Source organism: Thermobacillus sp. ZCTH02-B1 (assembly GCF_002159085.1).
GTDB lineage: Bacteria > Bacillota > Bacilli > Paenibacillales > Paenibacillaceae > Thermobacillus.
The window spans coordinates 19,404-45,999 of the sequence record NZ_LZRU01000031.1 but is presented as its reverse complement, the minus strand read 5'-3'; the positions used below and the strand labels follow the sequence as shown (position 1 = coordinate 45,999).

Genomic DNA, 26,596 nt, shown 5'->3' with positions numbered 1-26,596 from the left:
GCCCGCATGGGTTGACTGGGGGCGGGCGGAGATGTCCGTCCGCGGCAGGATCGCGAACGGGAGTCGGATCAACGGAGGGGATTCACCGATGGAAATGCGGGGCATGATGGGCGGCTTCTACAAACTGTCGGAATGGATCATGCGGCTGTCGGTCACAAACCTGCTGTGGGTGCTCATGACGCTGCCGTTCTGGTTCCTGTTCTATACCTTTTTCCTCGTGCCGTCCGCGAATGTCGAGGACACCGAACAATTGATGAGCCAGTTGTATTTCGGCCTCGTCGTCTGCGCCGCGCTGCTGCCGTTCGTGGTGTTTCCTGCGACGGCCGCGATGTTCACGACGGTTCGCAAATGGGTGATGGGCGACGTCGACGTGCCGCTGATCAAGACGTTTTTCCGCGGCTATCGGGAAAACTACAAGTCCGCGATGTTCGGCGGCCTCCTGTATACGCTCATGTTCGTGATCATCATCCTCGACATCCGCTTCTACCTGCGGGGCGCGCCCGGAATCGAACTGATTTCCTACATTTTCATGGGGATTGCGGCGCTGCTCTTCGTCTCGCTCTTCAATTTCTTTTCCATGATCGTCCATTACCACATGAAGACGATCGATCTGCTGAAGAACGCCGTCTTCATCACGATCGGCCGGCCGATCCGTTCGCTGTCTTCGGCCATCGCCGCCGGCGGCGTCTTCTGGATCAGCACGAAGTTCACGTTCCTGTTCCCGTTCTTCACCTTCGTGATCATCGCGTATCTGTCCTTCCTGAATTTTTATCAAATCTATCTGAAGCTGAAGGAGCAGCACGAGCGGCAGGAACTGGAGAGGCAGGAAGAGGAGCGGCGGGAACAGCAGGAACCCGGGGCCGGTGAGAAACGGCACGACGGAGAGGATCGGCCGGAACCGGCGGAACAGCCCGGACCGGAACGGACGGAGCCGGAAACGGCCGGCGGGGCGGAAGAGAAGGCGGAAGAAGCGAAGAAGTGAGCCCGGCCCGGTTTGCTTTTTTGCCGGAGCGGGGATATAATACGAGTACATCCTGCGGTGTGCGTTACGGCCTTCGTCGTTGTTTCGAACCAACACCCACAACAAGGGAGACCTACATCGGAGCGCGGCTGAAATGCCCCCGAAAGGGGATTTCAAAAACGTTCCTGCGGTCACCCACCTGCCGAGAGCGGGTTCGGAAACATCGGGCCGGACGGCATTTGCGGGGGATTCCTTCAGAATGCATCGGCGGGCCGTTTGCGCCCGCCCGCCAGGCCTCCGGCTGCGCCGTGCCGCGCGGCCGGAGGTTCTTGCATGCAGCCGAGCCAGCGGGGACGGTTTTCTGCGCCGGTTTTTCATGGTATGATAGGGAAAGCTGGATAGAGTCCGGAGGGGAGACATTTTGCTGAAGCGCACGTTGATCGGGCTGATCAAGAGCTTCGAACAGACCGGTGACCGGGCGAAGGACCCGCTGCTGAAGTCCCGATATTACAAGCTGTCCAAGGAGAAGGCCTGGGAAGAGATCGTTTCGACCCTGAAGAAAATGCCGGGCTACAAGGTGCTGCATGCGGTGGAATCGGTCGGCGAGATCGTGATGGAGAAGCGGACCGCATTCGGCAGGACGATGGACATCACCGTGCACGTCATTCCGACGGGGCTGGTCACTTCGGCGGTCGACATCTATTCCGCATCCCGCGGCTCGCTCGGCGACCTGGGGTCCAACTACCGGGTCATTCTCGACATTTTCCGTACGCTGGACAAGAAGCTGGCCGCGTACAAGATCGATTCGCCGTAACAGAAGACGTGTTCGCGATGCTGTCCGGTTGATGATGCGGGCGGCATTTTGTTTTATGGGCGGCTGATGTCCGCGCACGGCACCGAGGCGGAAGGAAGAACCGCCGGCCCTTCGGGTCCGGCGGTTCCGGGACAGGCGATTACAGCAGTTCGCGGACGGCGGCGAGCGCCGCGTCGTAATTCGGATGTTCGGTCATCTCGCGCACGTATTCGACGTAGCGGATCGTGTCGTTCTCGTCAATCACGAAGACGGCGCGGTAATCGAGGGCGAATTCCTTGATCAGCACGCCGTAGGCTTTGCCGAAGTTGTTGTCCCTGTAGTCCGACAGCATGACGACGCGGTCGACGCCCGCGGCGCCGCACCAGCGGGCCTGGGCGAAGGGCAGGTCGACGCTGACGGTCAGCACGACGACCTTGTCGCCGAGCTTCGCCGCCTCCTCGTTGAAGCGGCGCGTCTGCGCGTCGCATACGCCCGTGTCGATCGACGGCACGACGCTGATCAGCTTGATTTTGCCGGCGAAGTCCTTCAGCGAGACGGTTTCAAGCAGCGATTTGTTCAGCGTAAAGTCGGGTGCCTTGTCGCCGGGTTTCAGCTCGGGCCCGATCAGCGTGATCGGATTGCCCTTGAACAGGGCGGCGCCTGCGCGTTCCTGGGCCATTTTCGAAACAACCTCCTTGCGAAAGTCGACGTTCAGCCTCCATTATAATCGCAGGCGGCGGCCGTTGTCCAATCCGTGGAAGCGGGGTTGAAGCCATGATCTTTCTGCGCTACGAGAGTTTCCGTGAATATTTGCGTTTCTATCCCGTCACGTCGGCCATCCTGGCGGCGATTCTCCTGGTGTTCCTTGCGGATCTGGTGCTGGACGGCCGGCTGTTTGCCGCGGGCGCCTTCATCCAGCATCCGCTGTTCGACCGCTACGGCCTGGCGGAGCCGTGGCGTTATCTGACGAGCATCTTCCTCCACGCCGGCTGGGATCATCTGCTGTTCAACGCGTTCGCGATCCTCGTGTTTGCGCCGCCGCTCGAGCGGCTGATCGGACCTGTCCGGTACACGGCGTTCTACCTGCTCGCGGGAATTCTGGCGAACGCGTTCAGCGCCGCGGTGCATGCCGGCGCCGGGACCCGGATCGCGGTCGGCGCTTCCGGCGCGGTATACGGCATCTTCGGCGCCTATCTGTACATCGCCCTGTACCGGAAGCGGGCGATGGACGAGTCGTCGCGCCGGACCGTCTACTGGATTCTCCTCCTCGGATTGCTTTATTCGCTCATCTTCCGTAGAATTGATATCTGGGCTCACGTCGGCGGCTGCCTGGCCGGCTTCCTCATGCTGGGCATGCTGGCGCGGCGCCGCGGCGGCTGAAGTGGAAGGGCCCGAGATACGGGCGGGAGCAGGGATCGGATGGAACTCAGGCAGCTGTATTATTTCGTGAAAGTCGCGAACCGCGAGCATGTGACGCGGGCGGCCGAGGAGCTGCACGTGGCGCAGTCCGCTGTCAGCCGCCAGATTCATCTGCTGGAGGAGGAGCTGGGCGTCAAGCTGTTCATCCCGAAGGGGCGCAACCTGCAGCTTACGCACGCGGGCAAATTGTTCCTGAAGCGCGCCGAAGCGATCCTCGCCGATCTGGACCGCGCGATTGCCGAAATCCACGAATTGACCGATCCGGAGCACGGCGAAGTCCGGCTCGGGTTCCCGCACAGCCTCGGCACGCATCTCGTGCCGACGGTGATCGCGAAGTTCAAGAAGCACCATCCGGGCGTCCGGTTTCATTTCCGGCAGGGGATGTATGCGTCGTTGATCCGGGACGTGCTGTCGGGCGAGCTCGATCTCGCGTTCATCTCGCCGCTGCCGGAGCAGGAAGATCAGCTTTGCGGCCACGCGGTGCTGAAGGAAAATCTCCTGGCCATCGTGCCGCCCCAGCATCCGCTGGCCGGCGAAGAGACCATCGATCTGGCGCAGCTCAAGGACGAGCCGTTCGTGCTGTTCCGCGAAGGCTATTCGCTGCGGCCGATCGTCTGGGAAGCGTGCCTCAGGGCCGGCTTCACGCCGAAGATCGCGTTTGAGGGCGAGGAGACGGATACGATCCGCGGGCTCGTCGCGGCCGGCATGGGCGTCAGCCTCCTGCCGGAAATGGCGCTCGAACAGACCGGTCCGCTCATGCCGGCGAAGATCGGGCTCAAGGATGCCGTCACGCGGACGATCGGCATCATCCACCGGGCGGGCGAACCGCTTCCGCTCGTCGCAAGGGTGTTCCATCAATATCTGCTCGATTATTTTCACAAGGAATACGGTCCCGCGACCTGAAGCAAAACGGGCTGCAGGCGTCGTTTGACGCTTGCAGCCCGCATGGTTTCCGCCGGCGTTCCGGCGCGTCATTCTTCCCGCGCCGACGTGAAGATCAGGATGTACTTGATGAGCTCGAGCATCGCGATCAGCGCGGCCGCAACGTACGTCCAGGCCGCAGCGTTCAGCACCTTCGCGACCCCGCGCTCTTCCTCGTGCGAGATGAACCCTTCCGCGATCATCAGATCCCGTGCCCGGCTGCTGGCGTTGAACTCGACCGGCAGCGTCACGAGCTGGAAGGCGACGGCCGCGGAGAAGAAGATGATCCCGAGCCCGATCAGGTTAAGCGCGCTGAACATGAAGCCCGCGATCAGCAGGAGCGGCGCGATGCCGGAAGCGAACCGGACCACCGGGAACATGCGGTGGCGGAGCACCAGCATCGGATAGTGCTGCGCGTGCTGGATCGCGTGTCCGACTTCGTGGCAGGCGACGGCGATGGCCGAGATCGACCGCTCGTAATAGACCGGTTCGGACAGCCGCACGACGCGGTGGATCGGGTCGTAGTGGTCGGTCAGCACGCCGCGCACCGGTTCGATCGGGACGTCGTGCAGACCCTGCGAGTCGAGCATCCGCCGCGCCGCTTCATACCCGGTGAGCCCGCGCATGTTCGGCACTTCCGCCCAGCGGTTGAACGTTCCCTTGACGCGGAACTGGGCCCACAGCGAGATGCCGAACGCAATGAAAATCAGGAAATCCATCGGGTGGAATAAGATCAAGTGTATCCCTCCGTTTCGATGTGCAAAACCTTGATGCGCGATTACAAAATCGAGGCCTTGTCAATGAACAACAGCAGCGCTTCGACGCAGGCGGCGGTTTGCGGCACGAGACGCTTGTAGACGTTCCGGGCCTGATGAGGCTTCAGCCGGCTGAGCACCGGTTCCAGCTCCTTCATCTCGCGCTGCAGCCTGCCCAGGGTAAGCTGCAGGTCCGTCAGCTTGCGGTTGATCTGCTCTTCGGAGGAAATCCGTTTCCATCCGTCGAGCATCTCCTTGATCTCCTCAAGCGTATATTTTTCCTTCTTCAATTCTTCAATACGTTTCAGGCGTTCGAGCGTTTCGGGACCGTACAGCCGGTAATTGGCTGTGGTCCGCTTCACGGGGCGGATCAGGCCGATCGTCGTGTAGAAATCGATGGTGCGCGGACTGACGTTGGCCTTCGCGGCGAGCTCTCCAATCCGGAACAAGGTCTGGTCCAAAGCACTCACCACCCTTCCGTCGTAGAACGCTCCTCTAGAAGCATATGATAACCAATCGCCGGGCATACAGTCAAACGTGATGGTTGGACGTTCGGAAAGTCCGTCATGATGTCAGATAATCATACATATATTATGGCGTATTGGTCATATAGTCCCGGGGGAACCCGGGAGGCAGAAACGAAGATTCGGGAACGGAACACCGTAAAATGCCTGCGGAACACGTCAAAAAACTTAACGTTGAAGCGCTCAATATAGACGAACGTTAGATTTTTTTGCACTTTTCAACCAAAACCTCAAAATGCATTATTGTCAAACTGCAACGTTCTGACTATAATGACATTAAGTCTTTCCCAATGTGTAAGAAATAATTACACGGGAGTGGTCAACATGGTGAAAAAGCTGACACTGGCACTGGGCGTGCTGCTCTGCCTGTTCCCGGCCGCGGCGTTTGCGTCACCGTCGACGGCGATGCTGGATATGGGCATCAACACGCTCTGGGTGCTCCTCGCCGGCATCCTCGTCCTGCTCATGCAGGGAGGATTCATCCTGCTCGAAACCGGTTCGACGCGGATGAAGAACGCCGGCCACGTCGCGGGCAAAACGATCTTCACCGTCGGCCTCGCGTCGATCGTCTACTGGGCGATCGGTTACGGCATCGCGTTCGGCGAGGGCAACCTGTTCATCGGTCTGAGCGATTTCTTCTACTATCCGCCCCTCGCCGGAGCCGAAGGCGAAGACTACGCGAACGCCGCATACTTCGTCTTCCAGCTCGCGTTCGTCTGCGTCTCGCTTTCCATCGCATGGGGCGGGTTCGCGGAGCGCGCGAAACTTTCTTCCTATTTAATATTTACGCTGTTCTTCGCGAGCTTTATCTATCCGATCATCGCGCACTGGATCTGGGGCGACGGCTGGCTGGCCGAAGACGGCGCACAGGACTTCGCGGGCTCGACGGTCGTCCACCTGACCGGCGCGATCGGCGCCTTCGCGGCGACGGTGCTGCTGAAACCGCGGATCGGCAAGTACAACAAGGACGGTACGGTCAACCAGATTCCGGGCCACAACCAGGTGTACACGGCGCTTGCGGTGCTGCTGCTCTGGGTCGGCTGGTTCGGATTCAACGCCGGTTCCACGGTCGCGGTCGACGACGGCTTCTTCGGCTACGTCGCGTTCAACACGCAGCTCGGCGCCGCCGCCGGCGCGGTCGCGGCGCTCCTGATCACCTGGATCGTGAACGGCAAGGCCGACGTCACGACGATGCTGAACGGCGCTTTGGCCGGTCTCGTGGCGATCACGGCGTCCTGCGCGTTCGTCGAGCCGTGGGCGGCCGTCGTGATCGGTCTCATCGCGGGCATCCTCGTGTTCTACAGCGCGAAGATGTTTGACAAGCTGCGCATCGACGACCCGATTTACGCCCTCTCGGTGCACGGCGTTGCCGGCATCTGGGGCACGCTGGCGAACGGTCTCTTCGCAACGGAAGAACTGGCCGAGAAGGTCGGCGTCGGCCAGGGGGGCCTCTTCTACACGGGCGATTGGTACCAGCTGTGGGTGCAATTCGAATCGGTCGTCGTCTGCGGCGCCTTCGTCCTCGTCGCCTGCTTCCTCGTCCTGGGCGTCATGAAGGCCCTGATCGGCTTCCGCGTCTCGGAAGAGCAGGAGATCATGGGTCTCGACCTGAGCGAACACGGCGTATACGGCTATCCGGAACAAATGAAGAAGGCGCAGGATGCGCTGAACGGCTGATTCGGATTACAATGGAATCAGCATGATGCCGGAACGCCGGCCGCTGGGGGTGGCGCGCATGATCGACCCGACGGTGGAGTGGCTGATGGAGCGTATCGATTCGGCCGAAAGCGCGGACGAACTGCGCGATCTCCGGGACCGGCTCCATCGCCGGATGGAGGCGCTGCTCCCCGACGGGCCGGACGTTTCGGTCGAACGGTTCAACGCCATATTGAACGGGATGCACGATGCGCTGATCCGGCGCGCCGTCTTCCTGTCCGAGGAAGCGATGGCACGGGCGGGGAAAGGCACTCCCCCCGTGCCTTACGCCTATCTGTTGTTCGGCAGCGGCGGCCGGCGCGAGCAGACGCTCTCGAGCGACCAGGACAGCGGGCTCTTGTACGAAGATCCCGGACCCGGCCCCGATCCGGAAGCGGTGCGCGCCTGGTTCCGCGAGATGGCCCGCCTGATCGTCAGGACGCTGGAGCGGGCGGGCTATCCGCCCTGCGACGGCAACGTGATCAGCGCGAACGAGGCGTGGTGCGACGGGTTTTCCGGCTGGACCGCGAAGGTGGACGGCTGGTTCGACGATCCGATCTGGGAGCATGTGCGCTATCTGCTGATCCTGTCGGACGGCCGGGCCGTCAGCGGCGACGAACGGCTGGCCGGAAGGCTCAGGGACCATTTCTTCCGGCGCGTCCGGTCGCATCCGGGCATCGCCGAGCGGATGCTGCAGAACACGATGCGCTACAAACCGCTGATCGGGTTGTTCGGCCAGCTGCTGCCCGAGCGGTACGGCGAAGACACCGGCACCATCGACATCAAGTACGGCGCCTATATTCCGCTCGTCAGCGCCGTCCGGCTGCTTGCGATCATCTCGGGCGTCCGGGAGACGTCGACCCTGTCGCGGCTCCGCCGGCTGCGCGAGCTGGGCAGGCTCCCGCCGCAGGACGCGGAAGCGTTGGAGGCCGCGTGGGCCTTTTTCCTGAGACTCCGCCTGCTGGCCGCGTCGCGGAACAGGGGCGGGCTGTACGCGAACAACGGCAAGGTGGCGGTGACGCTTCTCACGAAGCCGATGAGGCGCGAGCTGCGGCTTCATCTGGGCACGGTGCAGCGGCTCAGGCACAGCCTGCAGCGGCAGATTTCGGGGAGGTTCCGGCCGGGAAATGATGGTGGTGATCCGACATGAAGGACGGCGGGCGCGGTGTCGGGCGAGCCTGGACTCTTTACAAGATGGGAGGACTCACGCCGGCCATCGCGTCCATGTTCGGCGCACCCGGCGCCCAGCAGATGGCGTTCATCCGCCAGGCGGTGAGGGAGCAGCGGAAACGGTCCGCGCTGGACCAGCCGCTGATGGAGCTGGAGACGGTCGTCTTCGATCTCGAGACGACCGGCTTCCATGCGGAGCACGGCGACGAAATTCTGTCCATCGGCGCCGTCAGGATGCGCGGGCCGGAGCTGTTCGAGTCTCAGCCATTTTACCGGATCGTCAATCCGCGCCGGCGGATTCCCCGCCACATCGTCGAGCTGACCGGCATCACGAACGAGATGGCGGAGCAGGGCGCGGATCTCGTGCAGGCGCTGAGCGATTTTCTGGCGTTCGTCGGCAGGCGGGTGCTGATCGCGCATGCCTCCGGACACGACAAGCAGTTCCTCAATGCCGCGCTGTGGCGTACGTCGAAGGTGAGGCTCACCCACCGCGTGCTCGACACGATGATGGTTGCAAAATGGCTCGAGCCGGACCGGGACAGCTACGGCCTCGACGAGCTGCTGGAATCGAACGGGGTGCCGGTCACGAGGCGCCACCACGCGCTGGAGGACGCGATCATGACGGCAAAGCTGTGGCAGCGGTATCTACAGCGAATCGCCGCGCGCAACATCGAGACGCTCGGCGATCTGTACGCGTATCTCAGCCGGCACTGACGGCGCGCCCGGACCGGCGCTCCGCAGGCGCCAGGCGGACACCGCCGGACGTACCGCGTCCGACAGCGAAACAATCCAATACGTCAGCTCCGGACTTCCCGCGCGCCGCCAGGCGTCCAGATCGGCGGCGGACGGCGCCGCGGGAGATGCGGGATGGGAGTGATAGAAGCCGGCGATCCGTCGCCGGCTTCGCCGCGCTTCCGCCCAGGCCCGCACCCAGTCTTCCGGATCGAACCGGAAGGCGCGGTCGGGCTGCGGATGCGCGTTGCGCACGGGGCGGATCCAATCGATCACGTCCGATGGTCCCCCGGGGGCGAGCAAAAGGCCGCAGGCCTCGAGGGGATGGGCGGCTTTGCAGGCTTCGATGAGCCGTTCGTACGCTTCGCGGGCGATGACGATCATGGCTTCCTCCCGCCTTCGCTTGTCAGCCCCAGTATAGCGCACGGGCCCGGCGGCCGTCACCGTCCGGATGCCGTCACCGGACGTCTCCCGCCGCTTCCGGCGGCTTGACGAGGAAGAAGACGAGGGCGAGGGCGGCGGCGGCCAGACCCGTCACGGCGCCGAACAGGACGGCGCGCGAGTAGCCGGCCAGCCAGCCGAAGGCCGGCGGCCCGAGCGCGACGCCGAAGAAGCGCAGGCTGCTGTAGAGCGACGTGATCATGCCGCGGTGGCTGCGGTCGACGGCGCCGGTGATGAGCGTGTTGAGGCACGGGAGCAGGAGTCCGGTGCCGACGCCGCTTGCGGTCATCAGGGCGACCAGCGCCGGCGTGCTGCCGCTGAGCGGAACGGCCGTCGCGAACGCCGCGGCGGACAACATGAGCCCGACGTTCATCAGGAGGCGCATCCGCCGTCCGTTGTTCCGGATGGCGCGCCCGGTGGCCCAGGACGTGACGACGAGGCCGAACAGCGGGATCGCCAGCACGCCGCCTCTCGCCACGCCGCTTAAGCCGAGCGGCGGCTTCTCGAGCGCATCGGAGAGAAAGAACAGCGCGCCGAAGAGGTTGAAGAGGCCGATCGCGCCGGCGAGAAAGGCGGGGATGAGCCAGCGGCCCTTCGAATGGAAGATTTCCTTGATATATCGGAGATAGACCGGGGGCTTCGGCTGCCGGGTGGATTCCGGCTCGCGGATCCACAGCGCCATGGCCGCAAGCGCCACGGCGCAGAAGGCGGGAAAGGCGAAGAAGGGAGCCTGCCAGGCGATGAGCGCGAGCAGCGTGCCGAGAATCGGGCTCAGCACCTTGCCCGTGCCGTTCGACGCCTCGACGAGCCCGAGCGCTTCGCTCTCGGTTCCGTCGCGGTACATGTCGCCGATCAACGCCATCGTGATCGGCGCGGTGCCCGCCGCTCCGAGCCCTTGCAGCGCCCGGGCGGCAATCAGCAGCGGGAAACTGTCCCATACGACCGCGAAGCCCGCCAGCAGGCCCGCCGCGCCGAAGACGGCGAGGGAGGGCAGGATGACCGCCTTCCGTGTGAAGCGGTCCGAGAGGTAGCCGGCGACCGGGATGAACAGTCCCGCCGCCAGCGAGAACAGCGTGATGACGAGGCTGGACTGGAGGCCGGTGATCTTCATCTCCCGCTCCAGGTCGGGCAGGATCGGCACGATCATCGAATTGCCCAACACCATGACGAGGGGGACGGAAGCAAGCGCCGCGTACTCGGCCCATTTCGGCTTCCTGCCCGCCCCGGACCGGGAGCCGCCGCGCGCTTCCGTGCGCCGGACGGGCGGAATCCGGCGGTCTCGCGCCGCGGCGCCGCTTCCCGCGGTCAGCCAGCCGGGCTTCGCCTTCTCCATCGCTGATTCCTCCATGCTGCCGAACATTTCCTCCACGCGACTAATGTGCCCTCCTGCTGCGGCCGCTATTCCGCGCGGACTTGAACGGAAAAAACGGGCATGATAAGATGGGAACAATTCGGCGGGAGTTGAAGCGAAGCATGGTGCGTGCAAGATCCATGGTCATCCTGATCGCGATCCTGACCCTGCTGGCCGTCTACCAGAACCGGACGGGGGAGGCGGGGCCGGCGGCGTCGATGGAGGAGAAGCCGAAGGTCGGCTTTTTGGCTCCGGCGTTCGAGCTGCCGGATCTGGAAGATCGCCCGGTGCGGGCGGGGGGAGCTTCGGACAAACTGACGATGATCAACTTCTGGGCTTCCTGGTGCGGGCCGTGCGATCTCGAAGCGCCGGATTTGCAGAAACTGCACGAGCGGCACGGGGGCAAGCTGCGGATCATAGGCGTGAACAGCACGAAGTACGACCGGGAACGGGAGGCCCGGGCGTTCGTCGACGGGCACGGCCTGACCTTCACGATCCTGATGGACCGGACGGGAGAAGTCACCGAACTGTACAAGGTGTCGCAGTTTCCGACGACGCTGCTCGTCGACCGGAACGGCGTCATCCGCGAGCGGATCATCGGCGTGCTCTCGAGAGCACAATGGGAAGCGCTGATCGACAAATGGAGTTGACCGGCGCTTCCCATTTTTGTCCCGTTATCCGGCTGTGGTTCAATGGTTGACGATGCCGAGCTGTTCGCGCTGCTCTTCCTTCGCGGGAACTTTTTTCGCCGAGTTCAGCAGCGCGTAACGGAAACTGTCGACCAGCGCTTCCCAGCTCGCTTCGATCACGTTGCTGGAGACGCCGACGGTGCTCCAGCTGTTCTTGAAGTCGGATGTCTCGATCAGCACGCGCACCTTCGCGGCGGTGGCGTCCTTCTCGTCGAGGACCCGCACCTTGTAGTCGGTCAGCACGATGTTCGCGATCTCGGGGTAATACTGGAGCAGCGCCTTGCGGAGCGCGTTGTCCAGCGCGTTGACCGGCCCGTTGCCCTCCGCGGCGGTATAGACGATGTCCCCGTCCACGTCGAGCTTGACGATCGCTTCGGACACCAGCCGGTCGCCCGCCTTCTCGACGAGAATCTTGAACGATTCGAGCCTGAAAATCTGCGTCTCCTCGCCGAGCGCGTCACGCAGCATCAGCTCGAGCGAGGCGTCGGCGCCTTCGAACGAATAGCCCTCGTGCTCGAGCGCCTTGATGCGGTCGATGACCGTCCGCGCCCGTTCGCTGGCCGCGTTGAGGTCGAGGCCCAGCTCCTGCGCCTTGTGGATGATGTTGCTCTGTCCGGCCAGTTCGGAGACGAGAATCCGCCGCTTGTTGCCGACGAGTTCGGGCGGAATGTGCTCGTACGTCTTCGGGTCCTTCAGGATCGCGGAGGCGTGGATGCCGCCCTTGTGCGCGAAGGCGGCGTTGCCGACGTACGGCTGTCCCACCGGCATGACCGCGTTCGCGATCTCGCTGACGTAGCGCGCGATGCTCGTGAGCTGCGCGAGCTGCTCGTCGGAGATGCAGCGCAGCCCCATCTTGAGCTGCAGATTCGGGATGATCGAGCACAGGTTGGCGTTGCCGCACCGCTCGCCGTAGCCGTTGATCGTGCCCTGCACCTGGCGCGCGCCGGCCTGGACGGCCGCGAGCGTGTTCGCGACAGCGAGCTCGCAGTCGTTGTGCGTGTGGATGCCGATCGGCCTGTCGATCTCCTGCACGACGCGCGATACGATCTCGTAGATCTCGTTCGGGAGCGATCCGCCGTTCGTGTCGCACAGCACGATCCAGTCCGCGCCGGCTTCGGCCGCCGTCCGGATTGCCGAAAGCGCATACTCCGGATTGTGCTTGTAGCCGTCGAAAAAGTGCTCGGCGTCGAAGATGGTTTCAATCTCCTTGCGCTTCAGGAACGCGATCGACTCGCGGATCATGGCCAGATTCTCTTCGAGCGTCGTCTGAAGGGCGGTCGTCACATGGAAGTCCCACGATTTGCCGACGAGGGTCGCCGCCCGGACGCCGGATTCGACGATGCGCACGAGGCTCGTGTCCTGATCGGCGCGGCTGTTCTTCCGGCGCGTGCTGCCGAAGGCGGTGATCTTCGCGTTCAGCTTCATGTCCCGCATCCGGCGGAAAAATTCGATATCCTTGCTGTTGCTGCCCGGGTTGCCGCCTTCAATGTAGTGGACGCCCAGCTGATCCAGTTTCAGGGCGATCTTCACCTTGTCTTCCGCCGACAGGGTGATTCCTTCACCCTGCGTCCCGTCGCGCAGCGTCGTGTCGAACACGGAGATATCGAATTGCATTCCGAGAGCGCCTCCCTGTGAGTCCACTCGACTTCAATCATAATTTTCTATTATAACATCGAAATGTTGAACGGGAAACCCTTTCCGGCCGCGATTTCCTTGCCCGGCCGTACCGATTGGATCAGATCCCCTTTGTACGATTTGCCCGCGGGGATTGAAAACCGATTATAATGGCAATAGGAGAGAAAAGGGTTTGCGGAGGATTCGCATCATGACGCGACGGGGGGTGCCGGCGATCCTCGGGAGGAGGGATGGGACATGCCGTCGCAGGAACGCGGCCCGGCGGGAAACGGGGGACGCGGACGGGTCATCCTGCACATCGACATGAACGCCTTCTACTGTTCGGTGCACGAGGCGGAGGAGCCGGAGCGCTACGCCGGCAAGCCGATCGCCGTCGCCGGCAGCGTCGAGGAGCGGCGCGGCGTCATCGTCACGTCGTCCTACGCGGCGCGGGCGAGGGGCGTGCGCACCGGCATGACGGTGCGGCAGGGGCTCAAGGCGTGTCCGGAGCTGATCATCATTCAGCCGGATTTCGGGCTCTACCGCAAATATTCCCGCGGATTCCTGTCGATCGTCCGCCAGTACACGCCGCTGGTCGAAGTCGTCTCGATCGACGAATGCTATCTGGATGTGACGGGCTCGGGACGGTTCGGGACGCCGCTTGGGATCGCGGAGGAGATCCAGCGCCGGATCCGGAACGAATGGTCGCTGCCGTGCTCGATCGGCATCGGGCCGAACAAGCTGCTCGCGAAGATGGCATCGGACATGAAGAAGCCGAACGGCATCACCGTGCTCCGCATCCGCGACGTGCCGGAGAAGCTGTGGCCTCTTCCGTGCGATGCGCTGCACGGCGTGGGAAAGAAGACGGCCGCGAAGCTCGCGCGGATGAACATCCGCACGATCGGCGAGCTTGCCGCCTGCGACGAACGGACGCTGATCCGGGCGTTCGGCGCATACGGCGCCTGGATGAAGCGGGCCGCGAACGGCATCGATACGTCCGAAGTGAATCCCGAGCGCGGGCCTAACAAATCGATCGGCCATTCGACGACGCTGCCCCGGGACGTGACCGACCCCGAAGAGGCGGGCCGCGTGTTCCTCAGCCTCGCGGACCGGACGGCGCGGCGGCTCAGGCGGCAGGGGCTCGTCGCATCGACCGTGCAGATCGCGATCCGCACGCCCGACATGCGGACCCGCACGCGGGCGGAAACGCTGGAGCGCCCGACCGACGATCCGGTTGAGATCCACCGCGTCGCGTGCCGGCTGTTCCAGCGGCACCATCGGCCCGGCGAGCCGGTCAGGCTGCTCGGCATCACGCTCGCGAACCTGTCCCCGAAGCGCGAGACTGCCGTACAGCTCGATCTGTTCGATTTGGATCGTCAGCCGAAGCGCGAGGCGCTCATCCGGACGATGGACGAACTCAGGGACCGGTTCGGCGAGGAGGCGGTGCTGACCGCGGGCATGCTGCTCGGCGAACCGGCCGCGCTGTCACGAAATCGACGAATTCACAGCACATCCTTGCAAACGGAGGATGAATTATTATATAGTGATGAGTGATGAAGGCTGCAGCAGGGTATGGCGATTGATTCCAAGGAGGTAACGATTCATGGCGAAGTACACCTGGGTGGATAAAGAGACCTGCATCGCGTGCGGTGCTTGCGGCGCTTCAGCTCCCGACATCTTCGACTACGACGACGAAGGGCTGGCGGGAGTCATCTACGGCGGCGACAACAACACCGGCACGACCGAAATTCCGGAAGAACTCTACGACGATCTCCAGGATGCGCTTGACGGATGCCCGACCGATTCGATCAAGGTGTCGGACCAGCCGTTCAACAAATAAAATTCTGCATCTGTACTTGATTCCCCCGTTTCCGCCCGTACGGCGGAAGCGGGGGAATTCTGTTTTTTCGACAATCCCATGTTGTCAATTGTCGAATGTGGCACTAGAATGGATATAGCAAGCTGAACATTTTTTTACATGGATATTACATGAATGTTCCACAGAGGGGAACGGGGAATGCATGACCATTCCGGGATGGTTTCGCACGGCCGCGGCTTGGCTGGTCATTTCGGCGTTCTGGACGCTGCTCGCGAGCCTCGGCACGGGCGGCACGCTCCATTTCGTGGAATCGACGTTCCGCGACCTCGCAACGCAGAAAACGGTCGAAGAGCGGCGACCGCTGGGCGATATCAAAATCATCAAGATCGATGAGGAATCGCTCGACGTGCTCGGCGCGTTCCCGTGGGACCGCGCCAATTATGCGCAGCTGATCGAGATGCTCGCGGAGTCGGGGGCCAGGGCGATCTTCCTCGATGTGCACATGGCCTCTCCCGGGCCGAACCCCGAGAGCGACGCGTACATGGCCGAGGTGATGAGCCGTTACGACAACGTGTACCTCCCGGTCGTGTTCATCTTCAAGTCGCAGCAGGAAAACGCGACGGCGCTCGAGGTGAATGCGATCGAATATCCCGCGGAGACGATCGGCGCCCGCAAGGAACAGGTCGGCCACATCAACGTCATGTGGGACAAGGACCGGGTCGTCCGGAAGCTGACCGTCGGCCTGCCGGACGGGGAAGGCGACATGATCCCGGCGATGAGCGTCCGCCTTGCAAACGCGGTGCTGCCGGAGGAAGAGCAGATCCGCTGGGACGAGGAGACCCGCGCCTGGTTTCGGGGCGACAAGCGTATCCCGGTGAACGCCCGGTATCAGGTCACGACGGATTTCTTCACGAAGCCGCAGCAGGACATCACGGCCGATACCGGTTACGACGCGATCCCGTTCCACCAGGTGCTCACCGGCGAGGTCGACCCGGAATTTTTTCCGCGACAGCCTCGTGCTGATCGGACCGTACGCGCCGGGGTTCGGCGACGAGTACGCGGTTCCGAACTCGAACCTGAAAATGTACGGGGTCGAAATCCATGCGAACATGACCCAGTCGCTCATCATCGGGAAGTTCTACACGGAAGCGCCGGAGTGGACGGGCGTCCTGCTGATCGCGGCGCTGACGTTGATCTCGCTGCTCCTGTACGAGCGATACCCGGGCCTGAAGTCGGTGTTCATCTGCATCGGGCTTTCCGTCGCCTACGTGCTGGCGTTCCTGTCGGCTTACACGTTCGGATCGGTCTTCATCCCGTTCACCTATCCGTTCCTGGCTCTGTTCACCGCGCTCGTCTGGGCGGTCGTCAGCCACTACATGAACGAGCGCCGGGAGCGCAACCGGGTGACGAACCTCTTCGGGCGGTTCGTGCCGAAGACGGTCGTCGACGAGCTGCTCGCCTCGAGGGAAGCGATCAAGGTCGGCGGCCAGCGCCGGGACATCAGCGTGATGTTCGTGGACATCCGCGGCTTCACCCCGATGTCCGAGCGGCTTCAGCCGGAAGAGGTCATCGGCGTGCTGAACGAATATCTGGACATCTGCACGAAGGCCGTCTTCCTCAACAACGGCACGCTGGACAAGTTCATCGGCGACGGCGTCATGGCATTGTTCGGCGCGCCGATCCATTATCCAAACCACCCGGAACTCGCTGTCCGGGCCGCGCTGGAAATCCGGAAACACGCGAACCGGCTGGAAGAGGAATGCATCCGGAAATGGGGCGTCGGCGTCAAGTTCGGCATCGGCATCAACTGCGGCCCCGCCGTCGTCGGCAACATCGGCTCGGAAATGCTGCGGCTCGACTACACCGCGATCGGCGATACCGTCAACCTGGCGGCACGGCTGGAGTCGAACGCCAAGCCGGGCCAGATCCTGATCAGCGAGGAAGTGTACCATCGGGTCGGACGTCTGTTCAAGCTGGAAGACATCGGCGAGATCAAGGTGAAGGGCAAGGAAAAACCGGTTCGCGTATTCGCCGTGCTCGGGACGGCGGAGGACGACGGGCAGACCGGTGCCATGGGAAGGAGAGAGGGAGCATGAGGAGACGGTGGTTCCGAACCGTCTGCGCGGCCGCATGCCTCGCGGTGCTGGTCGGTACGACCGGATGGTTCACGGGGCTCAGGGAAGCGGCGGCCGCCGTGACGCGCGTGGCGGTCGTGAAAAGCCTGAAGGGCACCGTTCAGGTGAAGAAGGCGGGCGGTTCGCAACGCAGTCGTCCGCCGTCGGAGCGGGTCCGCAACATGTCTTGCACGTCTATCCGGGGCAGCAAGCGGACGTTGACCGGGATCTGCAGACGGAAGACCCGCGCGCGATCGTTGACACGGCCGATCCGGAGACGTTCGTGCTGACCCTTCCGCCGGAGATCATGGAAGCCATGGTCAACAACATGGCGGACATCCGGCAGGAGAACGAGGAACTGTCCCGTCAGCTTGCCGAAATCGTCGGACAGGGCGAATCGGCACCGGACCCGAACGCAAACCTCCTTTTCCCGGATGTCGAGGATCTGAATGCCTATGCGGAAATCGTGAATACGCTCGTCGTTGCCATTCTCGCGGAGGCGGTCCATCTGGGCGTGCTGACGCAGGAGGAGGCGCAAAGCCTCGTCGAACAGCTCAACGAGGCCATCGAGGATTCGGGGCGGCGCTACAGTCTGGAGGACGTGCCGGAAATCCGCCGGGACATCGGCATCGATCCGGCCCTGCGGGAAGAAAAAGAGAGGGCACGTCAGCAGCAGCAGGAACGGGAACGGGAGAAGGAAGAGCGGCGCCGGCAGCTGCTCGGGCTAAACCGGGAGAAGGTCGACCAGATTCTCCGGGACCGGCAGCAGCAGGAACAGGCGAACCGGGAGGCGCTGGACCGGAAGGACCAGCAGGCGGTCGGGAATCATCTCAACTCGCTGAGCGGGCAGGAACGGGCCGCGCTGGAGCGGCGCATCCGGGAACGGCAGCAGGAGCTGCAGGAACAGCAGGGGCAGACCGGCGGCAACACCGGCACCGGCGGTTCCGGAGATTCCGGCGGCGGTCAGCCCGGAGGAACGCCCGGTGCTTCCGTAGAGGCGGCGTTCGAATCAAACGGGAATGGGCATGTCCTCAACATCCTGCTTTCCAACATTGAGAACCTGTTCGCCGTGCAACTGGAGGTCGAGTATCAAGATGAAAATCAGGTGGAAGGCACGTTCAGATTCCATGAATCTGCTTTCCTGAACTACGGCAATGGGTTGAACGCATACCGCAACATTCCCGGAAGCCCGATCCGGGTCGATTTGGCCGAGGATTGGGAACCGCCGGCCGGTTACGAGCCGAACGCCGTCGATCATGTCGAATCCCTGGATGGGAAGGTCCGTTACGCCCTCATGATGTTCGATGCGCAGGACAAGCCCGTTCCGGATGTGGACATCGGTTCGGGCGGCCTGTTGATCGTCCGGATGCCGTTCCATCTTGAACTTCCTCCGGGGCAGACCCGCAAACTGTCGTTTACGGTCAAGGCGAAGGTCGTGACGCTCGGACCGAACAGCGAGATCCGGACGATTGACAATCTGTCAACGGAAATCCGGGTTGAACCGTCCGTCACGGAGTAAGCCGACGGACAAATCCGCTTAAAGGAGTTCTGCCATGAACGGTCATATGCGCCCATTGATCGTCATCCTGCTGGTCGTCCTGCTGGCGATGCCCGCCGCCCTCGCCGGAGCGGCGGAACGGCAGGATGCCGTGCTGGACAATCTTCCCCTGTATGAGCTCGGGACCTACGCGGGGACGGGCGAGTACGGCGAGTCGGACGGAAGCCGCAGAACCGCGGATTTCCGGATGCCGACCGGCGTCACGATCGACTCCGCCGGCCGGATCATCGTCGCGGACACCGGGAATCAGACGATCCGGACGATCGCGGAAGGTGACGTCGCGACGATCGCCGGCATCTTCCTCGGCTTCGACGATTACGGCTTCCCGGCCCCGGGCTACGCCGACGGACCGGCTTCCGAATCGGCCTTCGCATCGCCGTCGGGCATCGCGGCGGACAACCGGGGACGGATCATCGTCGCCGACGCCGGCAATCACGCGATCCGCGCGATCTCGCCGGACGGCCGGGTGTCGACCGTCGCGGGCACCGGCATCCTCGGCCTGACGGACGGCATCGCCGCCACCGCGCAGTTCCATCAGCCGCTTGACGTCGCGGTGTCCCGCTCGGGCGTCATTTACGTGGCCGATACGCTCAACCACGTCATCCGCAAGATCGAAAACGGCCGCGTTACGACGCTGAACAAGCCGTCCGAGCGCACGGTCGAGATCTTTCCCGGCGTCGTCGTCCCGTCGGGCGATTTCCGCGACGGCGTCCTGTCGGAAGCGCTGTTCAACGAGCCGAGCGGCATCGCGATCGACGCGAAGGGCAACCTGTACGTCGCGGATACCGGCAATCAGCGCATCCGCTACATCGATCTGCAGGCGGGCACCGTCACGACTGTCGCCGGAGGCGGCAAACCGGCCGGCGATGCGCTGTACGTCGAGGGCGGCTTTGCCGACGGCAGGGCCGGGGACGCGCGGTTCAACGCGCCGCGCGGCATCGAGGTGACGCCGGACGGCGGCCTGCTGATCGCCGATTCGCTGAACCATGTGATCCGCTATCTGAAGGACGGCATCGTGCGAACGGTCGCCGGGGTGCCGGGCGAATCGGGCAAATGGGACGGCGTGTCGCGCACCGCGCTCCTGAGCCTGCCGACCGATGTCAAGTACGTCGGAAACGGCGCGTTCGTCATCGCGGACAGCGGCAACAACCGCATCCGCATCGTCCGTCCGTACGACGTCCCGCCCGGACTCGAAGGCGACGCGATCGAGATCGTGTACAACCGCACGGTGCTCGATTCGGACGCGGAGCCCGTCATTGTCGGCGGCACGACGTTCGTGCCCGTGCGGATCATCAGCGAGGAGCTCGGCTATACCGTGGATTATGAGGGCGAAGGCGTCGCGAGGCTGTCGCTAGGCGACGCCTGGTACCGGATTCGCACGGGAAGCACCGTCGTCGAGTCCTCCTTCGGCAATCGGGAACTGCCGCAGGCGCCGTTCATCCGGGGCGGCCGGCTGTTCCTGCCGGTGCGGTTCTTCGCGGAGCGGATGGACCTCCATGTGCACTGGCTGAACGATGTCCGCGCCGTGCTGATCCGCGACAAGCAGACGGATCTGACCTATTGAATCGAGAGGCGAACGCAGGGCCGCCCGGTCAAACCGGGCGGCCTTGTTCGCCTCGAACGGCCAACTCCCGCGCGCGGTTCGGCGCAGCGGGAGTTTGGTCGTTGTTGCTCCTGTTTCCGGCAAAGCGCGCGATCGGAAAAGTAAAATAATTAGTAAAAAATATATTGATGAAAAGGCGTTCATTTAGTAAAATTTTTACCCGAGAAGGTAAGCGCCTTCAATATCATGATCGTGTGGGGGTAACGGCATGTCGAAGTCCTGGAAACTGTTCGTATGGCTGTTGGCGGCGGTGCTGGTGTTGTCAGCGTGCGGAGGCGGCGGCAAGTCGTCGTCTTCGGGTGCCTCCGGCGGTTCTTCGTCTTCCTCTTCGTCATCGTCTTCTTCTTCCGGTGATGCGCAGGACCCCGTCGAACTGACCGCCTGGGCGTGGAACGTCAACGTCGGCGCGCTGAACGAAGCGATCGCGATGTACCAGAAGGACCATCCCCATGTCTCCCTGAAGGTGGAAGACATCGGGCGGCTGGACGTATACGACAAGCTGTCCACCGGCCTCGCCGCCGGCGGCGCCGGTCTGCCGGACATCGTCCTCGTGGAAGACGACCGGATTCACGGTTATCTGGACGCCTTCCCGAACGGCTTCGCCAACCTGTCGGAACTCGGGTTTGACCAATACGCCGACCTGTTCCCCGATTTCAAGAAAAACCTGACGTCGCTGGACGGCGTGTTCTACGCGATGCCGTTCGACTCCGGCCCGACCGGCATGTTCTACCGGCGGGACATCTTCGAGCAGGCCGGCGTGAATCCCGATTCGATCGAAACGTGGGACGACTTTTTCAACGCCGCGCTGGAAATCAAGAACAAGACGGGCGTCTACGCGTTCCCGGCCGACAAGTTCAAGGACGACGCCAATTTCCGGATGATGATGAACCAACTGGGCGTCTACTACTTCGACAAGGACGGCAACATCGACTTCAAGAACCCGAAGGTCATCCAGGCGATGAACAACATGAAGCGGTTCGGCGACGCCGACCTGGTCAAGGACGTCAACGGCTGGGACGGCACGGTCTCGGCGACCGTCGACGGCTCGGTGGCGACGATTCCGTTCGGCGCCTGGTACTACGGCACCATCATCGACCAGGCGAAGGAGACGGAAGGCAAATGGGGCGTCTTCCTGCTGCCCGCCTTCGAGAAGGGCGGCAACCGGGCGGCGAACCTGGGCGGCAGCAGCTGGATGATTCCCGCTTCGTCCAAACACAAGGAGGAAGCTTACCAATTCATGGCCTTCTTCAGCACGACGCCCGAAGTGCAGATCATGGCCATGGAAAAATACGGCCTGTTCCCGTCGCTGCTCACGGCTTATGACAGCCCGCTGTTCACGAGCGAAGTTTCCTTCTTCGGCGGACAGAAGATTTGGCAGCTGTTCAGCGAAGAAATGCCCGATATCCCGACGCCGTACTATACGAAGGACTATGCCATCGCCTTCGACGAAGCGGTCAAGGCGCAGGCGGACGTCTTCAACGGCAAGGATCCGGCCCAGGCGCTGGCGGAAGCCGCGGAACGGCTGGCCAGCCGGACGGGACGCGCGGTCAACGAGTATTGAGGAAGGGCAAGCGGGGAGTCCGGGCGCCCGCACCGGGCTCCCCGCCATTGTTCCAAAGACTGGCGAGGGGTCACGGAGATGAGAACGAAAGCGCATGTGCCCTATCTGTTCCTGATGCCGGCGATCGTCTTGTTTTCGGTGTTCACCGTCTATCCGATCGTCTATTCTTTTTTGCTCAGCTTCCAGACGGGCGCCGGCGGAAACATGAAGTACGCGGGGCTGGCGAATTATCGCCGGCTGCTGGAGGACTCCATTTTCTGGAAGTCGCTCTCGAACACGTTCATCATTTTGGCCGTCCAGGTGCCCGTCATGCTCTTTCTGGCGCTGGTCCTGGCCTCGATGCTCCATTCGCTGGTACGGGGCAGGGCGTTTTTCCGCATTTCCTTCTTCATGCCGGCGGTGACGGCCCTCGTCTCGTATTCCATCATCTTTTCCCTCATGCTGGCGGGCGACGGGCTCGTGAACCAGTTGCTCGAGGCGGTCGGGCTCAAGGCGGTTCCCTGGCTGTCGCATCCGGTGTGGGCGAAGGCGGCCATCATCCTGGCGCTCACCTGGCGGTGGACCGGGTACAACATGATGATTTACCTGGCGGGCATGCAGAACATTCCGGATTCTCTCTATGAAGCGGCCAGCATCGACGGCGCGGGGAAAATCCGCCAGTTTTTCACCATCACGATCCCGCAGCTTCGGCCGATCATCCTGCTGACCGCCATCCTGTCCACCATCGGCACGCTGCAGCTGTTCGACGAACCGTACACGCTCACCCGGGGCGGTCCGAGCGACGCCACGCTGACGATCGGGATGTATCTGTACCAGACCGGTTTCCGGTATTTCGACTTCGGATACGCCTCCACGCTGGCCTATGTCATCGTCGTGCTGATCGCCGTGCTGTCGTTCGTCCAATTCCGGATCACGGGGGGGAAGGATTGAGATGTCGCCCAAATCCGCCATGTATCGGCTTGTCTCCCGCCTGATCCTCGTCGCCGGCGCCTTCGTGTCGCTGTTTCCGTTCTACTGGACGGCGGTCGCCGCGACGAATCCGAGCGGCAAGGTGTTCGCGAAGCCGCCGCAGCTTGTGCCCGGCAGCATGTTCCTGGAAAATCTCTTCAATCTGAACGCATCCATCGGCATTTTCCGCGTGCTGTTCAATTCGACCTTCGTCACGTGCGTGTATACGCTGTTCAGCCTGACCGTCTGCACGATGGCGGGATACGCGTTCGCCAAGTTCCGCTTTCCGGGGCGGAACGCGCTCTTTTCCGTCTTTCTCGTATCCCTGATGGTGCCGTATCACGCCACGCTCATTCCGCTGTTCAAGATGATGGCGTCCTGGGAGTGGATCAACACGTACCTGGCGCTCATTTTTCCCAACGTCGCGTACCCGTTCGCCATTTTCCTGATGCGGCAGAATCTGCTGGCGATGCCGGACGCCGTCATGGAGGCGGCGCGCATCGACGGGGTGGGCGAATGGCGGCTCTTCGTCTCCATCGTCCTGCCGTCCATGCGTCCGGCGCTGGCGGCGGCGGCGATCTATCTGTTCGTCTACCAGTGGAACAACTTCCTGTGGCCGCTCGTGGCGACATCGACCAAGGAAATGTACACGCTGCCCGTGGCGCTGTCCAGTCTGATCGGCCTGTCGCGGATCGACTACGGACAGGTGATGACCGGCGTGACGATCGCCACCGGACCGATCGTGGCGTTTTTCCTGATTCTGCAGCGGCAATTCATCTCCGGCATTCTCGGGGGCGCGATCAAGGAATAGGGGGAGAGGACCTTGTATCTGGGAGTCGACTATTATCCGGACTACTGGCCCGAGCAACTGATGGACGAGGATCTGGACGGAATTGTCGGTCTTGGAGCCAACATCGTGCGGATCGGCGAGTTCGCCTGGCACCGGATGGAACCCCGGGAAGGGCAGTATGATTTTTCCTTCTTCGACCGCGTGCTCGAGAAGGTGAAAAGCCGGGGACTCAAGGTCATGTTCGGCGTGCCGACCGCGACGTTTCCGGCCTGGCTGGCCGCGAAGCACCCCTCGATCCTGTCCCGGGACGAGACCGGCGCGGTGCGCGCCTTCGGCGGGAGAAGACAATACTGCTACAATTCGCCGGAATACCGCGAATACGCGCTGCGGCTGACGCGCCGCCTGGTGGAGCATTACCGGGACGAACCGGCCATCGTGGCCTGGCAGGTGGACAACGAGTTCGGCCACGAAGGCAGCGACATGTGCTGGTGCCCGAACTGCCATGCCGCCTTCCAGCGGTTTCTCGAGGAAAAATACGGATCGATCGACAGGCTGAACGAGACGTACGGCACGATCTTCTGGGGCCAGACGTACAACGATTTCTCGGAAATCCCGATGCCGCTGCCGACCATCACGACGCACAATCCGTCGCTCCGGCTGGACTGGGCGCGGTTCCGCTCCCGCTCCCTGAACGGATTCGCGGAAGCGCTCGTGCGCACGGTCCGCGAATGCAAGGGCGATCATCAATCGGTGACGACCAACCTGGCCGGCGGCTTTTTCCATAAATGGTTCGACCATGCCGAACATGCGCGCCTGTACGATTTCATTTCCTACGACCACTATCCGGTATGGGGAGGCCTGCGCGAACCGCTGTCTCCGGGCGAGCTCGGGATGAACCTCGACTTCGTCCGCGGGCTCACCGGGAAGCCGTTCTGGATCGCGGAGCAGCTCATCGGCGCGCAGGGGCACGACCTGATCGGCTATCTGCCCCGTCCGAACCAGGCGCGGATGTGGTCGTTCCAGGCGTTCGCCCGCGGCTGTTCGAACATGCTGTATTTCGTCTGGCGCGCGATGGACCGCGGCGCGGAGCAGTTCTGCACCGGCATCGTGGACCAGGACAACGCGCGCGGCCGGAAATACGAAGAAGTCCGCTCCGTGTTCCGGGACATCGCGCCCCATGCGGAGCTCGTCGAAAGCGACATCGAGGCGGAGACGGCGGTGCTGTACGACCACGACAACATCTGGTCGTGGCGCTTCCAGCCGCAGAGCGAAGCGTTCGATTTCACGAGGGAGATGCTGCGCCTCTATGATCCGTTCCACCGGTTGAATTGCCTGACGGACGTCATTCCGGCGGACCGGGACTTTGCGCGCTACAAGGTGCTCCTCGTGCCCGTCATGCAGATCATGGAACGGACGCTGGCGGACCGGATCCGCGCGTTCGCCGAAGCGGGGGGAACGGTCGTGTTCTCGTTCCGCACCGGCATCAAGGACAAGGCGAACAACCTGCACTTCGGCATGCCGCAGCCGGGACACGTCGCCGACCTGTGCGGCATCCGGATCCGGGCGTACGAGGCGCTGCCGAAGGGCGAGCGGGTGCGCCTTGCGGCCGCGCCGGACGCGGGCGGGGAGGATTTGCCCCGCGAAGCGCATGCCGAGGTGTGGCGGGATTTGATCGAACCCGTGTCCGCCGAGACGCTGTACCGGTACGACGATCCGTTCTTTCCGCACGCGGCGGTGACGCGGCGCCGCCTCGAAGGCGGCGGAACCGTCTATTATGTCGGCTGCGGGCTCGACGACCGGGCGATGCGGGCCATCGCCCGCATCATTGTCAGGGAGCGGAAAATCTGCTATATAGATAGTGACCCTGGGGTGGAAGTGGTCGAACGAAGGGTTCGCGGCCGCCGCTATCGGTTCGTGATGAACCACAACGGCCGGGAAGCGTCATTCCAGGGACGACGGCTGAATCCGTACGACAGTTTCATCGTGCCGGTGGATGAAGCATGACACCAGCGCTCGCGTACAAGGGCGTGAAAGGAGAGCCCCATGGCCACGATCAAGGACATCGCGAAGATGGCAGGCGTATCCATCACCACCGTGTCACGGATCCTGAACTATGATCCGACCCTGTCCGTATCGGAGGAGACGCGGAGGCGCGTCATCGAGCTCGCCCAGCAGCTCAATTACAAAACGCTGCGGGAACGCGGCATGGGCGCGGGCGGCGAACGGATTCGCATCGGTCTCGTAAGCTGGTACACCGAGAGGGAAGAGACGCTGGACCCCTATTATCTGGCCATCCGCCTCGGCGTGGAACGCGAATGCCATCAGCGGCAGTACGAATGCGTCAAGCTCTTTCTGCCGGAGTCCGGGGAGCTGGTCCCGAACGGGGAACCGCTGGACGGCATCATCGCCATCGGACGCTTCGAGCGGGAGGACCTCGCCCGGTTTCCGGCCAACGTGAAACACATGATCTTCGTCGATTCTTCGCCGGCGGACAACCATTTCGATTCGGTCGTGCTCGACTTCCGCAAATCGGTGGCGGAGGTGCTGGACTATCTGACGGGCCTCGGCCACCGCAGGATCGGCTACATCGGCAGCCGGAACTGGATGCACAAGCGGCCGGTGAAGGACGAGCGGGAAGACGTGTTCCGGGAATGGATGGAACGGCGCGATCTCTATGACCCGGGTCTCGTGCACATCGGGGACAATCTCTATCCGGAAGACGGCTATGCGCTCATGAAGCGGGCGGTCGAGCAAGGAAATTTGCCCACCGCCTTTTTCATCGAGAACGATTCGATGGCCATCGGGGCCCTCCGCGCCTTGCACGAAGCCGGCATCGAAGTGCCCCGGGACGTCTCCATCGTCGGGTTCAACGACATCGCCGTATCCGCGTACCTGCAGCCGCCGCTGACGACCGTCAAGGTATACATGGAGTTCATGGGGGAGACGGCGGTGGAGCTGCTGGACGAACGCTTCACGTCGAAGCGGCAAATCCCGAAAAAAATCGTGGTTCCGACCTCGCTTGTCGTGCGCGAGAGCTGCGCGCCGCCGGCTGGCGGCGCATGACGCGCCCGGCGCCGGCGGGGCGGGCGATCCGCGGAGCCAAGACGCGACCGACGGACCAGACGCGGCCGATCGCGT

23 protein-coding genes, 1 other RNA gene and 3 pseudogenes are annotated in these 26,596 nt (G+C 63.0%); 20 read left to right on the top strand and 7 right to left on the bottom strand.

The window, feature by feature from the left end; genetic code table 11:
• The first annotated feature begins 88 nt into the window (after positions 1-88).
• From A9Z00_RS12960 to A9Z00_RS12950, 3 genes and pseudogenes are all read left to right on the top strand, one after another.
• Positions 89-982 carry a YesL family protein gene (locus tag A9Z00_RS12960; RefSeq protein WP_296978171.1) on the top strand — a complete coding sequence of 298 codons (894 nt, stop codon included), beginning with the start codon at positions 89-91 and terminating at the stop codon, positions 980-982.
• A gap of 46 nt (positions 983-1,028) precedes the next feature.
• Positions 1,029-1,213, top strand: a non-coding RNA gene (ssrS, locus tag A9Z00_RS12955) — 6S RNA.
• A gap of 169 nt (positions 1,214-1,382) precedes the next feature.
• A pseudogene (locus A9Z00_RS12950) lies at positions 1,383-1,673 on the top strand (DUF1499 domain-containing protein); the annotation flags it as partial.
• Between the two features lie 29 nt (positions 1,674-1,702).
• Here the strand turns inward: A9Z00_RS12950 and A9Z00_RS15890 are convergent.
• Positions 1,703-1,741 (bottom strand): annotated as a pseudogene (locus A9Z00_RS15890) (hypothetical protein).
• 173 nt (positions 1,742-1,914) lie between these two features.
• Positions 1,915-2,433 carry a thiol peroxidase gene (tpx, locus tag A9Z00_RS12945; RefSeq protein WP_296978166.1) on the bottom strand — a complete coding sequence of 173 codons (519 nt, stop codon included), beginning with the start codon at positions 2,431-2,433 and terminating at the stop codon, positions 1,915-1,917.
• 95 nt (positions 2,434-2,528) lie between these two features.
• Here tpx and A9Z00_RS12940 point away from each other — a divergent pair, with 95 nt between their 5' ends.
• A complete protein-coding gene (locus tag A9Z00_RS12940; RefSeq protein ID WP_296978165.1) occupies positions 2,529-3,134 on the top strand; it encodes a rhomboid family intramembrane serine protease in 606 nt (201 codons plus the stop codon).
• A 39-nt stretch (positions 3,135-3,173) separates the two neighbouring features.
• The gene (gltC, locus tag A9Z00_RS12935; protein ID WP_296978163.1) at positions 3,174-4,076 is read left to right on the top strand and encodes a glutamate biosynthesis transcriptional regulator GltC; all 903 of its coding nucleotides are present in this window, start codon (positions 3,174-3,176) and stop codon (positions 4,074-4,076) included.
• 68 nt (positions 4,077-4,144) lie between these two features.
• Here gltC and A9Z00_RS12930 read toward each other — a convergent pair whose 3' ends face one another.
• A complete protein-coding gene (locus A9Z00_RS12930; RefSeq protein ID WP_296978201.1) occupies positions 4,145-4,813 on the bottom strand; it encodes a zinc metallopeptidase in 669 nt (222 codons plus the stop codon).
• A 59-nt stretch (positions 4,814-4,872) separates the two neighbouring features.
• Positions 4,873-5,310 (bottom strand): MerR family transcriptional regulator, encoded by a 438-nt coding sequence (locus A9Z00_RS12925; protein WP_296978161.1) that lies wholly within the window; start codon positions 5,308-5,310, stop codon positions 4,873-4,875.
• Positions 5,311-5,697: 387 nt separating this feature from the next.
• On the opposite strand from A9Z00_RS12925, the gene A9Z00_RS12920 reads away from it, so the two are divergent.
• The 3 genes from A9Z00_RS12920 to A9Z00_RS12910 are packed head-to-tail and all read left to right on the top strand — an operon-like array spanning position 5,698 to position 8,952.
• Entirely contained in the window at positions 5,698-7,050 is a 1,353-nt protein-coding gene (locus A9Z00_RS12920) for an ammonium transporter (RefSeq protein ID WP_296978157.1), read from the top strand.
• A gap of 58 nt (positions 7,051-7,108) precedes the next feature.
• On the top strand, positions 7,109-8,218 hold the full coding sequence (locus tag A9Z00_RS12915) for a DUF294 nucleotidyltransferase-like domain-containing protein (protein ID WP_296978155.1): 1,110 nt from the start codon (positions 7,109-7,111) through the stop codon (positions 8,216-8,218).
• Positions 8,215-8,952, top strand: a complete 738-nt coding sequence (locus A9Z00_RS12910; protein ID WP_296978152.1) for an exonuclease domain-containing protein — start codon at positions 8,215-8,217, stop codon at positions 8,950-8,952. Before A9Z00_RS12915 ends, A9Z00_RS12910 begins: the two co-directional genes overlap by 4 nt.
• On the opposite strand, the gene A9Z00_RS12905 is transcribed toward A9Z00_RS12910, so the two are convergent.
• Together A9Z00_RS12905 and A9Z00_RS12900 are read right to left on the bottom strand one after the other, a co-directional pair.
• Positions 8,884-9,354, bottom strand: a complete 471-nt coding sequence (locus A9Z00_RS12905) for a M67 family metallopeptidase (RefSeq protein ID WP_296978148.1) — start codon at positions 9,352-9,354, stop codon at positions 8,884-8,886. The genes A9Z00_RS12910 and A9Z00_RS12905 overlap by 69 nt on opposite strands.
• 73 nt (positions 9,355-9,427) lie before the next feature.
• Positions 9,428-10,744: an MFS transporter gene (locus tag A9Z00_RS12900; protein ID WP_483316309.1), complete on the bottom strand. Its 1,317-nt coding sequence runs from the start codon at positions 10,742-10,744 to the stop codon at positions 9,428-9,430.
• Positions 10,745-10,884: 140 nt separating this feature from the next.
• On the opposite strand from A9Z00_RS12900, the gene A9Z00_RS12895 reads away from it, so the two are divergent.
• Entirely contained in the window at positions 10,885-11,412 is a 528-nt protein-coding gene (locus tag A9Z00_RS12895) for a TlpA family protein disulfide reductase (protein WP_296978145.1), read from the top strand.
• Positions 11,413-11,451: 39 nt separating this feature from the next.
• On the opposite strand, the gene cimA is transcribed toward A9Z00_RS12895, so the two are convergent.
• Positions 11,452-13,065 carry a citramalate synthase gene (gene cimA / locus A9Z00_RS12890; protein ID WP_296978141.1) on the bottom strand — a complete coding sequence of 538 codons (1,614 nt, stop codon included), beginning with the start codon at positions 13,063-13,065 and terminating at the stop codon, positions 11,452-11,454.
• A 258-nt stretch (positions 13,066-13,323) separates the two neighbouring features.
• On the opposite strand from cimA, the gene A9Z00_RS12885 reads away from it, so the two are divergent.
• The 11 genes and pseudogenes from A9Z00_RS12885 (at position 13,324) to A9Z00_RS12835 (ending at position 26,521) form a co-directional block, all read left to right on the top strand.
• Positions 13,324-14,619 carry a DNA polymerase IV gene (locus tag A9Z00_RS12885; protein WP_296978138.1) on the top strand — a complete coding sequence of 432 codons (1,296 nt, stop codon included), beginning with the start codon at positions 13,324-13,326 and terminating at the stop codon, positions 14,617-14,619.
• Between the two features lie 49 nt (positions 14,620-14,668).
• The gene (locus A9Z00_RS12880; protein ID WP_296978135.1) at positions 14,669-14,905 is read left to right on the top strand and encodes a ferredoxin; all 237 of its coding nucleotides are present in this window, start codon (positions 14,669-14,671) and stop codon (positions 14,903-14,905) included.
• Positions 14,906-15,086: 181 nt separating this feature from the next.
• Positions 15,087-16,026 (top strand): annotated as a pseudogene (locus tag A9Z00_RS15855) (CHASE2 domain-containing protein); the annotation flags it as partial.
• Positions 16,027-16,260: 234 nt separating this feature from the next.
• Positions 16,261-16,980, top strand: coding sequence for an adenylate/guanylate cyclase domain-containing protein (locus tag A9Z00_RS12870; protein WP_367189540.1), 720 nt, complete (start codon positions 16,261-16,263; stop codon positions 16,978-16,980).
• A 205-nt stretch (positions 16,981-17,185) separates the two neighbouring features.
• Positions 17,186-18,517, top strand: coding sequence for a hypothetical protein (locus A9Z00_RS12865; RefSeq protein WP_296978132.1), 1,332 nt, complete (start codon positions 17,186-17,188; stop codon positions 18,515-18,517).
• Between the two features lie 34 nt (positions 18,518-18,551).
• On the top strand, positions 18,552-20,120 hold the full coding sequence (locus tag A9Z00_RS12860; RefSeq protein ID WP_296978129.1) for a stalk domain-containing protein: 1,569 nt from the start codon (positions 18,552-18,554) through the stop codon (positions 20,118-20,120).
• Positions 20,121-20,367: 247 nt separating this feature from the next.
• Positions 20,368-21,720: an ABC transporter substrate-binding protein gene (locus A9Z00_RS12855; protein ID WP_296978125.1), complete on the top strand. Its 1,353-nt coding sequence runs from the start codon at positions 20,368-20,370 to the stop codon at positions 21,718-21,720.
• A gap of 78 nt (positions 21,721-21,798) precedes the next feature.
• Positions 21,799-22,650, top strand: coding sequence for a carbohydrate ABC transporter permease (locus tag A9Z00_RS12850; RefSeq protein ID WP_296978122.1), 852 nt, complete (start codon positions 21,799-21,801; stop codon positions 22,648-22,650).
• 1 nt (position 22,651) lies between these two features.
• Complete coding sequence (locus tag A9Z00_RS12845; RefSeq protein ID WP_367189536.1) at positions 22,652-23,479, top strand: carbohydrate ABC transporter permease; 828 nt, start codon at positions 22,652-22,654, stop codon at positions 23,477-23,479.
• A 12-nt stretch (positions 23,480-23,491) separates the two neighbouring features.
• On the top strand, positions 23,492-25,462 hold the full coding sequence (locus tag A9Z00_RS12840) for a beta-galactosidase (protein ID WP_296978120.1): 1,971 nt from the start codon (positions 23,492-23,494) through the stop codon (positions 25,460-25,462).
• A gap of 39 nt (positions 25,463-25,501) precedes the next feature.
• The gene (locus tag A9Z00_RS12835; RefSeq protein ID WP_296978117.1) at positions 25,502-26,521 is read left to right on the top strand and encodes a LacI family DNA-binding transcriptional regulator; all 1,020 of its coding nucleotides are present in this window, start codon (positions 25,502-25,504) and stop codon (positions 26,519-26,521) included.
• The last annotated feature ends 75 nt before the right edge of the window (positions 26,522-26,596 follow it).

Excerpts from the sequence above, each read along its gene's own strand:
- A9Z00_RS12960 (WP_296978171.1), top strand. The coding sequence starts at position 89 with ATGGAAATGCGGGGCATGATGGGCGGCTTCTACAAACTGTCGGAATGG.
- tpx (WP_296978166.1), bottom strand. The coding sequence starts at position 2,433 with ATGGCCCAGGAACGCGCAGGCGCCGCCCTGTTCAAGGGCAATCCGATC.
- A9Z00_RS12940 (WP_296978165.1), top strand. The coding sequence starts at position 2,529 with ATGATCTTTCTGCGCTACGAGAGTTTCCGTGAATATTTGCGTTTCTAT.
- gltC (WP_296978163.1), top strand. The coding sequence starts at position 3,174 with ATGGAACTCAGGCAGCTGTATTATTTCGTGAAAGTCGCGAACCGCGAG.
- A9Z00_RS12930 (WP_296978201.1), bottom strand. The coding sequence starts at position 4,813 with ATGGATTTCCTGATTTTCATTGCGTTCGGCATCTCGCTGTGGGCCCAG.
- A9Z00_RS12920 (WP_296978157.1), top strand. The coding sequence starts at position 5,698 with ATGGTGAAAAAGCTGACACTGGCACTGGGCGTGCTGCTCTGCCTGTTC.
- A9Z00_RS12915 (WP_296978155.1), top strand. The coding sequence starts at position 7,109 with ATGATCGACCCGACGGTGGAGTGGCTGATGGAGCGTATCGATTCGGCC.
- A9Z00_RS12910 (WP_296978152.1), top strand. The coding sequence starts at position 8,215 with ATGAAGGACGGCGGGCGCGGTGTCGGGCGAGCCTGGACTCTTTACAAG.
- A9Z00_RS12905 (WP_296978148.1), bottom strand. The coding sequence starts at position 9,354 with ATGATCGTCATCGCCCGCGAAGCGTACGAACGGCTCATCGAAGCCTGC.
- A9Z00_RS12900 (WP_483316309.1), bottom strand. The coding sequence starts at position 10,744 with ATGGAGAAGGCGAAGCCCGGCTGGCTGACCGCGGGAAGCGGCGCCGCG.
- A9Z00_RS12895 (WP_296978145.1), top strand. The coding sequence starts at position 10,885 with ATGGTGCGTGCAAGATCCATGGTCATCCTGATCGCGATCCTGACCCTG.
- cimA (WP_296978141.1), bottom strand. The coding sequence starts at position 13,065 with ATGCAATTCGATATCTCCGTGTTCGACACGACGCTGCGCGACGGGACG.
- A9Z00_RS12885 (WP_296978138.1), top strand. The coding sequence starts at position 13,324 with ATGCCGTCGCAGGAACGCGGCCCGGCGGGAAACGGGGGACGCGGACGG.
- A9Z00_RS12880 (WP_296978135.1), top strand. The coding sequence starts at position 14,669 with ATGGCGAAGTACACCTGGGTGGATAAAGAGACCTGCATCGCGTGCGGT.
- A9Z00_RS12870 (WP_367189540.1), top strand. The coding sequence starts at position 16,261 with ATGAACGAGCGCCGGGAGCGCAACCGGGTGACGAACCTCTTCGGGCGG.
- A9Z00_RS12860 (WP_296978129.1), top strand. The coding sequence starts at position 18,552 with ATGAACGGTCATATGCGCCCATTGATCGTCATCCTGCTGGTCGTCCTG.
- A9Z00_RS12855 (WP_296978125.1), top strand. The coding sequence starts at position 20,368 with ATGTCGAAGTCCTGGAAACTGTTCGTATGGCTGTTGGCGGCGGTGCTG.
- A9Z00_RS12850 (WP_296978122.1), top strand. The coding sequence starts at position 21,799 with ATGAGAACGAAAGCGCATGTGCCCTATCTGTTCCTGATGCCGGCGATC.
- A9Z00_RS12845 (WP_367189536.1), top strand. The coding sequence starts at position 22,652 with ATGTCGCCCAAATCCGCCATGTATCGGCTTGTCTCCCGCCTGATCCTC.
- A9Z00_RS12835 (WP_296978117.1), top strand. The coding sequence starts at position 25,502 with ATGGCCACGATCAAGGACATCGCGAAGATGGCAGGCGTATCCATCACC.